Origin of the sequence: Mesorhizobium sp. M4B.F.Ca.ET.017.02.2.1 (assembly GCF_003998955.1) — a bacterium.
Lineage (GTDB): Bacteria > Pseudomonadota > Alphaproteobacteria > Rhizobiales > Rhizobiaceae > Mesorhizobium > Mesorhizobium abyssinicae.
This window is the reverse complement of record NZ_RZOF01000158.1, coordinates 1-13,292: the sequence shown is the minus strand read 5'-3', so window position 1 is coordinate 13,292 and position 13,292 is coordinate 1. Positions and strand designations below refer to the sequence as shown.

Here is a 13,292-nt window from a genome sequence, read left to right as displayed (position 1 = left end):
ATTCCAGATGTTAGCCATTTCAGCTTGACACCGGCGGCAATCTCACGCCAATTGTTCCTCAGGTTTCAACCCTGCATTGAAACAGAGACGAGTGCCCGCCCGCCCATGAGCCCCACTGACCGAGAGACCAGGACTGCAGACCACCCCAATGCGGCGGCTCGCGGCACGGATGCCGGCCTGGCGACGGATTTCTCGCAGGTGCTGGTCATCGGACGATCCCCGATCAATCGCGTCGTCGTGGCGAAAATCGTCGAGAAATCAGGGCTGAAGCCGATTTCCGAATCGCCTGAAACGGCCGCGAAGGCGTTGCGGGGCCTCATTCCCGGCGCAGTCGTGCTCGATGGCGGCGCCGACAACAAGGACTGCGATGCGCTGATCTCCGGCATCGACGCGCTCAGGCGGATCTCGGGCAAGGCATTGCCTTCGGTGATCCTGCTTTCAACCAAGACTGGCACACCGGAGAGCCTCGGCCTATCCAGCGTAATCGATGCCGTGGTCGCCAAGCCGATCACTCCCGAAAGGCTGCAACCGGTGATCGACCGGCTGATCGGGCTCGTGCGCGGCTGACCAGAAATTCGGGTCGACCGGCCGCAAATCTCGACAGGCTCAGCCAGCCGTGACGATGCCTTCGATCAGCGCAGGCAATTGCCCGAGATCGGCGATCTGGCGAAAACGCGGCGCGGCCGTCGGCGCCTCGACATGCTCGAGCACCCAGGTCAACTCGTGCGGCACGTGGACGCCCCAGCCGCCGGCCTCGATGGCCGGCACGACGTCGGACTTCAGCGAGTTGCCGACCATCATGCTTTTCCCCGGCCCGTCGCCGTGGCGACTGAAGACACGGGCATAGGTGGCCGCGCTCTTGTCGCTGACGATCTCGACGGCGTCGAACAGATCGCCGAGGCCCGATTGCGCCAGCTTGCGCTCCTGGTCGAAAAGGTCGCCCTTGGTGATAAGCACGAGACGATAGGCGCCGGCCAGTTTCTCCACGGTCTCGCGCGCATGCGGCAGCGGTTCGATCGGATGACTGAGCATCTCGCGTCCGGCGGCTAGGATCTCGGCGACGACCGACCCCGGCACGCGGCCACCGCTGACCTCGATGGCGGTTTCGATCATCGACAGGGTGAAGCCCTTGATGCCGAAACCGTAGACGGCAAGGTTGCGCCGCTCGGCCTCGAGCAGCCTTGCCGAAACATGATCAGCCTCGCCATGCTCGGCAAGCAGCCCTGCGAAGCGCTTTTCCGTGAGGCGGAAGAACTGCTCGTTCTGCCACAGCGTGTCGTCGGCATCGAAGCCGATCGTCGTCAGTTCATGGCTGGTCATGGCTGTCCTGCGTTCGGCGCGTAAGGTAGTCGCATTTCGCGAGGCGTCGAACCTAAGCTCACCGCCGCGAATTTCAACAGCGGCGGCCGGTCGAGCGGCTCCCCTTCCCTTCCATCGCCGGCCACGGCTATACTTCGCCATCCGCAACCCAATCTGGTGACTGATGCCGCCTGCAAAAAAGGAAGTCCGTCCGTCGAGCCGCGGAGGACGCGCCCGCACGCCTGCCTTCGTGAAAAGCCAACGTGGCGTAAAGAACTGGAAGGAAGTCAGCGCCTGGCTCGAATGGCGCGGCATCGAAGACATCGAATGCATCACGCCCGACCAGGCCGGCGTTGCCCGCGGCAAGATGATGCCGTCGAAGAAATTCACCTCCAACACCTCGCTGGCGCTGCCCTCGGCGGTGTTCATGACGACGATTTCCGGCGGCTATCCGGAGGACGGCAACGGCTTCCACTATCCAGAGGACGACGGCGACCTCAAGTTGATGCCGGACCTTTCGACGCTGACCGTGGTGCCGTGGGAAGAGGACCCGACGGCGGCTGTCATCTGCGACCTCGTCCACCAGGATGGGCGCTCGGTCGAGTTCACGCCGCGCAACGTCTTGAAGCGCGTGCTCGCCGCCTACGCCGATCGCGGGCTGAAGCCGGTGGTGGCGCCCGAGATCGAGTTCTACCTGGTTCGCAAGAACCCCGATCCGGACTATCCGCTGACGCCGCCCGTCGGGCGCTCGGGACGGCCGATCGGCGGCGGCGCCGGCTATTCGATCGCCGGCGTCAACGAATTCGACGAATTGATCGACGACATCTACCACTTCTCCGAAGGACAGGGCCTGGAGATCGACACGCTGATCCACGAGGAAGGCGCCGGCCAGCTCGAGATCAATTTGCGCCACGGCGACCCGATCGAGCTCGCCGACCAGGTGTTCATGTTCAAGCGCACCATCCGCGAGGCAGCGCTCAAGCACGAGATCTACGCCACCTTCATGGCCAAGCCGATCCAGGGCCAGCCGGGCTCGGCGATGCACATCCATCAGTCGATCGTCGACAGGAAGACCGGCAGGAACGTCTTCTCGGCCGAGGACGGTTCGGAGACGGACGATTTCTTCCACTTCATCGGCGGCATGCAGAAGCATGTGCCGAACGCGTTGGTGATGTTCGCGCCCTATGTCAATTCCTACCGGCGGCTGACGCAGGCGGCCTCGGCGCCGGTCAACAACAAATGGGGCTACGACAACCGCACCACCGCCTTCCGCGTGCCGCGCTCGGATCCGGCGGCGCGGCGCGTCGAAAACCGCATCCCGTCCTCCGACGCCAACCCCTATTTGGCGCTCGCCGCGTCGCTCGCCTGCGGGCTGATCGGCATGATCAACAAGGTCAAGGCCGAGCCCCCGGTGCTGACCACCGCGAACGCCGATGAGATCGACCTGCCGCGCAGCCTGCTCGAGGCCGTCGACCTGTTCGAGGCCGACGAGGACCTCGGCGCCATCCTCGGCAAGTCCTTCACCGCGACCTATGCGGCGATCAAGCGGGCCGAGTTCGAGACCTTCATGGAAGTGATCAGCCCGTGGGAGCGGGAGTATCTTCTGCTCAACGTCTGAGCGGCGGCCTCGCTGCGTCAATGGTGAATAGTGAATGGTGAGTAGTTTCATATTGGACGGGTGAACGCAGCCAACGCGCTCCTCACAGTCGTCTGCCATCACTATTCACCATTCACCGGCGTTTCCATGCCCTACCAATCCCCAGTATCCCCCGGCCGGTCCTGGTACGAGGACACGGCCGGATCACGGCCCGAATACCCCGCTCTCGACGGCGACCGCCAATGCGATGTCGTCATCGTCGGCGGCGGCTTCACCGGCCTGTCGGCGGCGGCGCATCTGGCGAAGGCCGGCAGCAATGTCGTGCTCATCGAGGCGCATCGGTTCGGCGACGGCGCTTCGGGGCGCAATGGCGGCCAGCTCGGCACCGGCCAGCGCGCCTGGGCCGAGGAGATGGAGGCGGAATACGGCCTTTCCCGCGCCAAGGCGCTGTTCGACCTCGCCGAGGAGGCCAAGGCGCATCTGCTCGAATTTGCCGCCCTCAACAGGATCGAGATCGACTACATGCCTGGCCAGCTGTCGGTGGCGCACAAGCAGCGCTATGTCGACGACTACAAGGCGCATGCCGAGATCATGGCGAGCCGCTTCGGCTACCCGCACATTTCCTTCATGGACGCGAAGGAAGCCGCAGAGCGGCTGGGCTCGACGCGCTATTTCGGCGGCACGCGCGACACCGGCACCGGGCACATCCACCCGCTGAAGCTGGTGATCGGCACCGCGAAAGCAGCGGCCGGGGCCGGCGCGCAGCTGTTCGAGCGGACGCCGGCGACCGGCATCGTCTCCGGCGGCGGCAAGGTGAGGGTGACGACGCCGAAAGGCACGATCACGGCCGAGAAATGCCTGATCGGCGTCAACGCCTATGGCGGCACGCTCGAGCCGGTGAGCGCCGCGCACATCATGCCGATCGGCTCCTTCATCGGCGCGACGGTGCCGCTCGGATCGGCCTCGACCGTGCTGCCGGGCGGCGAGTCGGTCGACGATTCCCGCTTCGTCGTGCGCTACTTCCGCAAGTCGAAAGACGGCCGGCTTCTGTTCGGCGGGCGCGAGGTCTACGCGGTCAACGATCCGAAGGACATCCACATCCACATCCGCCGCCAGATCGCGGAACTCTATCCGGAGTTGAAGGATGTCGAGATCACGCATGGCTGGGGCGGCTATGTCGGCATCACCGTGCCGCGCAAGCCATTCGTGCGCGAAGTGATGCCCAATGTCATCTCGGTCGGCGGCTATTCCGGCCACGGCGTCATGCTGTCGAACTTCTTCGGCAAGCTCTATGCCGAGACCGTGCTCGGCAACCGCGACCGGCTGAAGCTGATCGAGGATCTGAAGGTCCCGCCCTTCCCCGGCGGCCGGCGTTTCCGCGCGCCCTTGCTGTTCCTGGCGCTCAGCTGGTTCGCCCTGCGCGACAGGATCTGACGCAGGGGAAGCACCGGCCGGAACGGAGCTTCCGGCCTATCTGCCTGATTCCATTCGGCAGTTCGTGCCGATGCGACATGTTGCGGAATCCTTAACAAGGGTGCAGAATTCGTTGCAAGGGCGCACTGATGCCACAATCACCGGCAAAGGATGCGGGTTCTGGGCTGTAAGACGGGGACTTTCGCGGGCCCGCCCGCTTGTGTTTTTGGGACCGATGCCGATCACCGCCGGACCTCCGGCACCGATCGAAAGAACGTCGGCCCACCTATTGGAGGTGGTTAGAGTGAACGAGCCCTTCAGTTTCGGCACGCCGGAACGGCGGCACTTTGCAATGCAGTTCGGCTATGACAGGCGGCCCACGTTCTGGCAGGGCGTGCGGTCCAATTCGCATCTGGTGATTGCCGCTGTCGGCACCGCGGCCCTGCTCGGCGTGGCGGGGATTGCGTTGTGGCTGGCGCTGCCGGCCAGCGACCGGCAAGCGATTGCTAGCCCGGCGCAAAGCGTCCCGACAATCCCGGTCAAGACAACCAAGATCGCGCCCGTCAGCGCGAACGCCACGGCGATCGCAGTGGCGCCGCAGGCGGCGCGCAAAGCCGACGCGGTGTCGGCCGTCGTCGCCGCCAAGGAAGCCAAGATACCGGCGCTGGCGTCCAACGACCCGCGCTGGACCGCACCGGACACCAAGACCGCGTCCAACGAGCCCGCGCCTGCTCCATCTGATCAGCCGGCAGGCCGACAGGCCGAAGAGACCGCCAAGCCAACCGACACGGCATTCGCCGAACCGGCGCCTCAATCAGACGCCACCGCCTTGCTGTCCAAGGTGGCCGCGCCCAGCGCGGCGCCGGCAAAGGACGATCCCGACGGCGCCAAGACCGCCGCCATTCCCGCGCCGGACCCGCAGGCGCCGGACGCGCAGGCATCCGCAGGCGACGATGCCAAGCCAAAGCCTCAAGAAGCCAGCGCGGCCAGTACCGGACGCATCCTGCGGGCCGTCACCATGCGAGCCGGCCCGAAACAGAAAGCGGCGGCCATGGTCACCGTGCCCGCGAAGACCTCGGTGCAGGTCATAAGCTGCAAGAAGTGGTGCCAGATCGTCTATAACGGCAAGCGCGGCTGGGTCTACAAAACCTACATCAAGACCGGCGCCTGAGAGCCTCATCGCCGCCGGTCAGCCGAAGCCACTGCCATAGCCGGGCCCGCCTGCGCTTTCTGACGTGGGCGCGATGTTGCTCGAAGGGCACTTCGAACAGGCCGCATCCCTGGCATCCAGACCTTTTTCCGCAAACCGGGACCCAGCATTTGACATCGTGGGTCCAGGCGAGCGCGACCCTCTCGAGGTGAAGGTTGGACGAGCTCTTGAGCAGGATCAGTTCGCCCGGTACTGCCGTTTTCCTGATGTGGTCGGAGACTTCCCTGGGCGTTCGCAATTCGACGAAGCGGCCGCCATCGCGGTCGGCCTGGCCGGCGCCCGAGCGATGCGCGTTGTCGCCGACATAGATCACCTGGCCAGCGACCTCGCGCGCGGTGTTGTAGGCGTCACGGTACTTTCTGGTCGAACCCACATAATCCGAAATCTGGCCGAGAACGATGCGTTTTGAGGCGACCTTGGCCTTGGCCACCATGTCGATGGCGAGGTTGATCGAATGCCAGGGGGCCTTGGCGGTGTCGACCAGGAAGTGCGGACCGTCCTCAATGACGAGCACCTGGCAGCGATTGACCAAGGGCCGAAACGTCGCCACGCGCGCCGCGACTTTTTCGGGCGGCACGCCGAGCTCCAGCGCGGTGGCGACAGCCGCCGCCGTCGGCAGCCATAGATACTCGGCCGGAAACAGCGTCTTCAGGTCGAGCGTGCCGCCACGCCACCGGACCTTGAGGCTCAGCGTTTCAGGATAGGCGGCCTGCGTGTCGGTGACACGATAATCCGCATCTTCCGTCCGGCCGAAGGTGACGACGCGATGCCTGGTGCCCGAAGCCATGCCGAGCACATGCGGATCGTCGGCGTTGAGCACGGCAAGACCGCCCGGTGGCAGCGCATCGACCAGGGCGCGCTTTTCCAGGGCGACGTTCTCCAGGGTCCTGAAACTGGCCAAATGTTCGAGGCGGACCATGGTAACGACAGCCACATGCGGCTTGAGCAGTTCCGCCATCGGCCTGATGGTGTCGACGCCATAGGCGCCTGCCTCGAACACGACGTGATCGACCTTGCCCGATTTCCACATACGCTTGTAGAGCGTGCTGGCCAGCGCATCGATGGCGTTGGCGAGAACCTGCGTGTAGACCGGGCCATGGCTGGCCAATATATGGCCGAGCAACGCCGCCGCCGTCGACTTGCCGGAACTGCCGGTGACGCCGATGAAGGTCGCCTTGCTCTTTGAACGGGCGCGCCTGGCCCTGTAGATCTTGTGGCGGTGCCACAGGCTCCGGCGAATCTTGCGCAATCGGGCATTCATCGCATGGCCACCCTGCTTCCTCGAGAAGCCTTATGCAGTTCCCGGGCGGCTCGTCAATTCAGGCCCGCCGTTCAGATGCAGCGCCCGCCGTCGACCTCGAGCGCCACGCCGGTGATGAAAGCGGCTTCGTCGGAGGCGAGCCAAAGTGCTGCATTGGCGATGTCGAGCGGCGTCAAGAGGCGGCCGAGCGGGATCGAGGCGCGGAACCTCTCGCGGATTTCCGGCGTGTCGGCGCCCATGAACTTCTCCAGCATGCCGGTCTCGCCGGCGACCGGGCAGAGGCAGTTGACGCGGATGTTTTTCGGCGCCAGCTCGACCGCCATCGACTTGGTGGCGGTGATCGCCCAGCCTTTCGAGGCATTGTACCAGGTGAGGCCGGGCCTCGGCCTCAGGCCGGCGGTCGAAGCGGTGGTAAGGATGACGCCGCCGCCCTGCCGCTCCATGATCGGCACCACCGCGCGCGCCGCGTGGTAGATCGCCTTCATGTTGACGGCTGTGATCAGATCGAAGGTCGTCTCGTCGACGTCGAGCATGTCGCCGTTGCGGTGCGTATAGCCGGCATTGTTGACCATGATGTCGATGCGGCCGAAGGCGCTCGTGGCGGCATAGACCATCTCGTCGAATTCGGAGCGCTGCGATACGTCGGTCTGGGTCCAGATCGCTTTGTCGCCGATCTCGCCGGCCACGCGCTCGGCGCCCTTGGCATTGAGGTCGGCGACGACAATCCTGGCGCCCTCCTCGGCAAAGCGCTTGGCCATGCCCTCGCCAAAGCCAGATGCGGCCCCGGTGATGATGGCGACCTTGTTTTCCAGACGCGTGCCTTTTTCGCTCATTGAAGATCATTCCGAAGCAAGGCATTTCTCCTTTGGCTTTCGCCGCGATCCCGCTCTATGCTGCACCTGCGAAAGCTCCCCCGGAACCACCGCTTGCCGAGAAGCCCCCGGGCTACGTCAGTGTCAAGGGCACACATGAACCCAATCGACAACCAGCGACCGGTTCTCACCTGTGACACCATGGCACTGGAATATTTAAATCGATTAGAATATATCAGCCTCGTACCTGAGCGCGGCGTCAAAACGGACAGACCATGACCAGCCAGATCATCCCCGTCGATCCTTTCGACTTCATCATTTTCGGCGGCACCGGCGACCTGTCGGAACGCAAGCTCCTGCCTTCGCTCTATCATCGCCAGCGCGACCATCAGTTTTCCGAGCCGACCAGGATCATCGGCACGTCGCGTTCCAAGATGACCGACGCCGAGTTCCAGGCATTCGCCAAGCAGGCGATCTCGGACCACGTGAAGCCCGCCGACATCGATCCGAAGGAGCTGGAGACGTTCCTCGCCCGGCTCTCCTATGTCTCGGCCGACGCGACTACCGGCGCCGGCTTCGACAAGCTGAAGAAGGCGATCGGCGACAGCGACCGCATCCGCGCCTTCTACCTGGCCGTAGCGCCGGCGCTGTTCGGCGACATCTCGCACAAGCTCAAGGAACACAATCTGATCACGCCGAATTCGCGCATCGTGCTGGAGAAGCCGATCGGCCGCGACCTCGCCTCGGCGCGCGCGCTCAACGACCTTGTCGGCGACGACTTCCACGAAAGCCAGATCTTCCGCATCGACCACTATCTCGGCAAGGAGACGGTGCAGAACCTGATGGCGCTGCGCTTCGCCAACGCGCTCTACGAGCCGTTGTGGAACTCGGCCAATGTCGACCACGTGCAGATCACGGTCGCCGAGACCGTCGGCCTCGAGGACCGCGTCACCTATTACGACAAGGCCGGCGCGCTGCGCGACATGGTGCAGAACCACATGCTGCAGCTTCTGTGCCTCGTCGCCATGGAGGCGCCGTCCTCGATGGACGCGGACGCCGTGCGCGACGAGAAGCTGAAGGTGCTCAGGGCGCTGAAGCGCATCAACGGCAACGAGGCGCCGAAGCACACGGTGCGCGGCCAGTATCGCGCCGGGGCATCCGCCGGAGGGCCGGTGAAAGGCTATGTCGAGGAACTCGGCAAGGACAGCAACACCGAGACCTTCGTCGCCATCAAGGCCGAGATCGCCAACTGGCGCTGGGCCGGCGTCCCGTTCTACCTCAGGACCGGCAAAAGGCTGGCGACCCGCGTCTCGGAAATCGTCATCGAGTTCAAGCCGATCCCGCACTCGATCTTCGGCGACAGCGCCGGGCCGATCTTCGCCAACCAGTTGGTGATCCGGCTGCAGCCGGATGAGGGCGTCAAGCAGTTCATCATGATCAAGGATCCGGGCCCGGGCGGCATGCGGCTGCGCCAGATCCCGCTCGACATGAGCTTCGCGCAATCCTTCGACGGGCGCGCGCCGGATGCCTATGAGCGGCTGATCATGGACGTGGTGCGCGGCAACCAGACGCTGTTCATGCGCCGCGACGAAGTCGAGGCGGCCTGGAAATGGATCGATCCGATCCAGAACGCCTGGGAAAATGCCAGGCAGGAGGCGCAAGGCTATACGGCCGGCACATGGGGGCCGTCGGCCTCGATCGCGCTGATCGAACGCGATGGGCGGACATGGCACGAGAGCAATTGAGCGGCGCCTACAACTGGAATGGCTTCGCCGATCGCGAGCAGCTGGCGGTAGCACTTGCCGGCCATGTCGCGGCGCGGCTGACCAAGGCGATCAGCGAGCGCGGCACGGCGCTGCTTGCCGTTTCCGGCGGCACGACGCCGGCGAAGTTCTTCGCGGCGCTGTCGAAGACCCCGATCGCCTGGGACAAGGTCACGGTGACGCTGGTCGACGAGCGTTTCGTGCCGGCCTCCTCGCCGCGCTCGAATGCCGGGCTGGTGGCCGCAAATCTGTTGCAGAACGCCGCGGCTGCCGCCCGCTTCGTGCCGCTCTATCATGAAGCGGCAAGCATCGAGGATGCGGCGCTGTCCGACAACGAGGCGCTGACATCGCTGCCCTGGCCGCTCGACGCGGTCGTGCTCGGGATGGGCGGTGACGGCCACACCGCCTCGTTCTTTCCCGACGCCGACGACCTGCCACGACTGCTCGATCCGTCCTCGCAAAGGATCGTGCTGCCGGTGCACGCGGCAAGCGCCGGCGAGCCCCGGCTGACGCTGTCGATGGCAAGGATCATCGCCGCCGGCTTCATCGCCCTGCACATCGAGGGCGCGGAAAAACGCAGTGCCTTCGAAGATGCGATGGCGCCGGGAAAGCGAAAGCCCATCCGCGCCGTGATCGATGCGGCACCCAGAACCGTCGAGGTTTTCTGGGCGCCCTGATTTTGACCATACCGAGGGTCCCGGCTGCCGGAAAGTTCAGGGACCCCGCCTGAAAGGACCGTTGCCATGACCGCCAGACGCGACATCGAAGCCATCACCGAGCGCATCCGCCAACGCTCGAAGGCCGGCCGCGAGGCCTATCTCGGCCGCATCGCAGAAGCCTCCGGCCGCAGCGCCAACCGGGCCGTGCTGTCGTGCGGCAACCTCGCCCACGGCTTTGCCGTCTGCAGCCCTTCCGAGAAGGTCGCGCTCGGCGGCGACCGGGTGCCCAACCTCGGCATCATCACCTCCTACAATGACATGCTGTCGGCGCATCAGCCCTTCGAGACCTATCCGGCACTGATCAAGGAAGCGGCGCGCGAGGCGGGCGGCATCGCGCAGGTGGCCGGCGGCGTGCCGGCGATGTGCGACGGTGTCACGCAGGGCCAGCCCGGCATGGAGCTGTCGCTGTTCTCGCGCGACGTGATCGCCATGGCGGCGGCGATCGGGCTGTCGCACAACATGTTCGACGCCGCCGTCTTCCTCGGCGTCTGCGACAAGATCGTGCCGGGGCTGGTGATCGCCGCGCTCACCTTCGGCCATCTGCCGGCGGTGTTCGTGCCGGCCGGGCCGATGACCACCGGCCTGCCGAATGACGAGAAGGCCAAGGTCCGCCAGCTCTACGCCGAGGGCAAGGCGGGACGGGCCGAGTTGCTCGAGGCGGAGTCCAAATCCTACCACGGGCCGGGCACCTGCACCTTCTATGGCACCGCCAACTCCAACCAGATGCTGATGGAGATCATGGGCCTGCACACGCCGGGCGCCTCCTTCGTCAATCCGGGCACGCCGCTGCGCGACGCGCTGACCAGGGAAGCGGCAAGGCGCGCGCTGTCGATCACCGCGCTCGGCAACGACTACACGCCGGTCGGCCGCATGATCGACGAGCGCTCGATCGTCAACGGCGTCGTCGGCCTGCATGCGACCGGCGGCTCGACCAACCACACGATCCACTTGATCGCGATGGCCGCCGCCGCCGGGATCGCGCTGACCTGGCAGGACATTTCGGACCTGTCGGAAGCGGTGCCGCTGCTGGCCCGCGTCTATCCAAACGGGCTTGCCGACGTGAACCATTTCCACGCCGCCGGCGGGCTCGGCTTCCTGATCCGCGAACTGCTCGACGAGGGCATATTGCACGAGGACGTGCAGACGGTGTGGGGCGAAGGGTTGCGCCCCTATGCGGTCGAGGCCAGGCTCGGCGCCGATGGCGGCGTGGTGCGTGAGGCCTCGCCGCTGGAAAGCGGCGACGAGAAGGTGCTGGCGCCTTTCAAGAAGGCGTTCCAGCCGACCGGCGGCCTGAAGGTGCTTGGCGGCAATCTCGGCCATGCCGTCATCAAGACCTCCGCCGTGAAGCCGGAGCGACGCGTCATCGAGGCGCCCGCAAAAGTGTTCGACAGCCAGCAAGGGCTGAACGAGGCCTTCAAGGCCGGCACGCTGACCGGCGATTTCATCGCCGTCATCCGCTTCCAGGGGCCGAAAGCCAACGGCATGCCGGAACTGCACAAGCTGACCACCGTGCTCGGCATCCTGCAGGATCGCGGCCAGCGCGTGGCGCTGGTGACCGATGGGCGCATGTCGGGCGCGTCCGGCAAGGTGCCTGCGGCGATCCATGTCACGCCGGAAGCGGTCGAGGACGGCCCGATCGCCAGGATCCATGACGGCGACATCATCCGGCTCGACGCCGATGCCGGCACGCTGGAAGTGCTGGTGCCGGGCGCGGAATTCGCGCTGCGGCGCACGGCGGATGCCGATCTCATCGGCAACGAGTTCGGCTTCGGCCGCGAGCTGTTCGCCGGGTTCCGGCAACTCGTCGGCCGCGCCGATCACGGCGCCGCGGCGTTCGGGAACGCCTGAGTCGGCAATTCCATCCAAGAAAAAGGGGCGGCTCATCGGCCGCCCCTTTTTCTCCAGAAGACGGAAGCGCTACCTACTGGACGGTAACCTCGGCGCGTTCGCCGGCCTTCACCGTCACCGGCGTCTCCTTGTCCTGGCCCTGGTCGGAGGCGTGGCGCACGACGACATAGTCGCCCGCCGGAATGGTCTGCTGTCAGCTGTCACCATAGCTTAGCCCAAGCGACTTGCGCTTGCCCTCGATGTCCTTCTTCGACGAAAGCACTTCGATCGAATAGGCGCCGGGCGCCGACATCGCCAGCACGCCGGCGTCGAGCGTCACCTTGACGTCCTGGTTGTCGCCGGCCTTGATGCTGAAGGGCTGCTCGACCACGGCGATATCGAAGGTGGTGATCGCGACATAGTCATCCGGCGGCAGCCAGAACTTGCTGTCCGGTCCGTAGGAGTGCTCGACGCTTTCCCGCGTGCCGTCGATCTTTTTCTTGGCCTTGACGATCTCGAAGCCCATGCCCGAATTATCCGCCTTGTCGCCGCCCGCCGTGTAGTAGGCATTGAGCACGGCATGGCCGACGCCGACGACGATATCCTTTTCGACGGTCTGCCCGGCGGCCAGCTGAACGGTCTCGGTCACCGTGCCGGCGCCGATCTGCACTGTCACCTTCTGCTCGCCCGCCGGCACTGTGGCTTTGGCGTCGCCATAATGGGTGGTGCTGCCGCCCGGATAGGCGAAGTCGACGCGGGCCTCGCCGCTGATCTCGGCGCCCTGGCTGGCGTGCGGATGAATGACCAGCGTGCCGGCATTCAGCGTGAACAGCGGCTTGTAGACCTGGCCGGCCTCGACCTTGAGCTTCTGCTCGACCTTGGCCTCGTCGGCGCGACCGACGACGATGTAGTCGCCCGGCTCGAGACTGGTCTTGAGCTCGCCATACTCGGTCATGACCTGATCGCCGCGCGTGCCGTCAGCGTTGGCCTTGTAGATCTCCCAGGCATTGCTGTTGTCGCTGACATCCGGGCCGCCTTCGGCCAGGACGACGCTCGGCATGAAATTGAATTCCGGCTTGGCGGGCTCAGGCGCCGGCGCGGGGGCCGGAGCAGGTTCGGGGGCAGGTGCCGGGGCCGGCGCCGCCACGGTCTCGACCAGCGCTTCCTGCAGCGCCTTTTCATCCGAGGCCTGGATATACTTGCCGCCGGTGTTCTCGGCGAGGCAGGCGATCTGCTTGCCCTCGTCGGCGGTCAGGCCGAAGCCGACGACATCGGCGGTGAAGTCGACGCCGGAAGCCTCCAGTTCCTTGCCCAGCGCGCAAGGGTCGCCGCCGCAGGTCTCGAGCCCGTCGGTGATGAGGACGACGGTTGCCTTGTCCTCGGTGTATTTC

General features: G+C 65.4%; 11 protein-coding genes. 7 read left to right on the top strand and 4 right to left on the bottom strand.

All coding sequences use genetic code 11. From position 1 onward, the window contains the following. Positions 1-105 precede the first annotated feature (105 nt). Positions 106-567, top strand: a complete 462-nt coding sequence (locus EN738_RS19115; protein ID WP_127285062.1) for a response regulator — start codon at positions 106-108, stop codon at positions 565-567. Between the two features lie 39 nt (positions 568-606). Here the strand turns inward: EN738_RS19115 and EN738_RS19110 are convergent, their stop codons facing one another. Next, entirely contained in the window at positions 607-1,320 is a 714-nt protein-coding gene (locus EN738_RS19110; RefSeq protein WP_127285061.1) for an HAD family hydrolase, read from the bottom strand. 163 nt (positions 1,321-1,483) lie between these two features. Here EN738_RS19110 and EN738_RS19105 point away from each other — a divergent pair, with 163 nt between their 5' ends. The 3 genes from EN738_RS19105 (at position 1,484) to EN738_RS19095 (ending at position 5,480) form a co-directional block, all read left to right on the top strand. After that, complete coding sequence (locus EN738_RS19105) at positions 1,484-2,917, top strand: glutamine synthetase family protein (protein WP_127285060.1); 1,434 nt, start codon at positions 1,484-1,486, stop codon at positions 2,915-2,917. 126 nt (positions 2,918-3,043) lie between these two features. Continuing rightward, positions 3,044-4,330, top strand: coding sequence for an FAD-binding oxidoreductase (locus EN738_RS19100; protein ID WP_127285059.1), 1,287 nt, complete (start codon positions 3,044-3,046; stop codon positions 4,328-4,330). A 100-nt stretch (positions 4,331-4,430) separates the two neighbouring features. Next, positions 4,431-5,480: an SH3 domain-containing protein gene (locus tag EN738_RS19095; protein ID WP_245494579.1), complete on the top strand. Its 1,050-nt coding sequence runs from the start codon at positions 4,431-4,433 to the stop codon at positions 5,478-5,480. On the opposite strand, the gene EN738_RS19090 is transcribed toward EN738_RS19095, so the two are convergent. Together EN738_RS19090 and EN738_RS19085 are read right to left on the bottom strand one after the other, a co-directional pair. Then, entirely contained in the window at positions 5,464-6,768 is a 1,305-nt protein-coding gene (locus EN738_RS19090) for a Mur ligase family protein (RefSeq protein ID WP_245478195.1), read from the bottom strand. The genes EN738_RS19095 and EN738_RS19090 overlap by 17 nt on opposite strands. Before the next feature lie 83 nt (positions 6,769-6,851). Continuing rightward, positions 6,852-7,613, bottom strand: coding sequence for an SDR family oxidoreductase (locus tag EN738_RS19085; protein ID WP_127285056.1), 762 nt, complete (start codon positions 7,611-7,613; stop codon positions 6,852-6,854). Positions 7,614-7,867: 254 nt separating this feature from the next. Between EN738_RS19085 and zwf the strand changes: the two genes are divergently transcribed. The 3 genes from zwf (at position 7,868) to edd (ending at position 11,922) form a co-directional block, all read left to right on the top strand. Beyond that, positions 7,868-9,337 (top strand): glucose-6-phosphate dehydrogenase, encoded by a 1,470-nt coding sequence (gene zwf / locus EN738_RS19080; protein WP_127285055.1) that lies wholly within the window; start codon positions 7,868-7,870, stop codon positions 9,335-9,337. Next, entirely contained in the window at positions 9,319-10,032 is a 714-nt protein-coding gene (gene pgl, locus EN738_RS19075) for a 6-phosphogluconolactonase (protein WP_127285054.1), read from the top strand. Before zwf ends, pgl begins: the two co-directional genes overlap by 19 nt. A gap of 66 nt (positions 10,033-10,098) precedes the next feature. Next, on the top strand, positions 10,099-11,922 hold the full coding sequence (gene edd / locus EN738_RS19070) for a phosphogluconate dehydratase (protein ID WP_127285053.1): 1,824 nt from the start codon (positions 10,099-10,101) through the stop codon (positions 11,920-11,922). Positions 11,923-12,115: 193 nt separating this feature from the next. Here edd and EN738_RS19065 read toward each other — a convergent pair. After that, a partial coding sequence (locus tag EN738_RS19065) for a hypothetical protein (RefSeq protein WP_245494578.1) occupies positions 12,116-13,292 on the bottom strand: 1,177 nt, incomplete at its 5' end.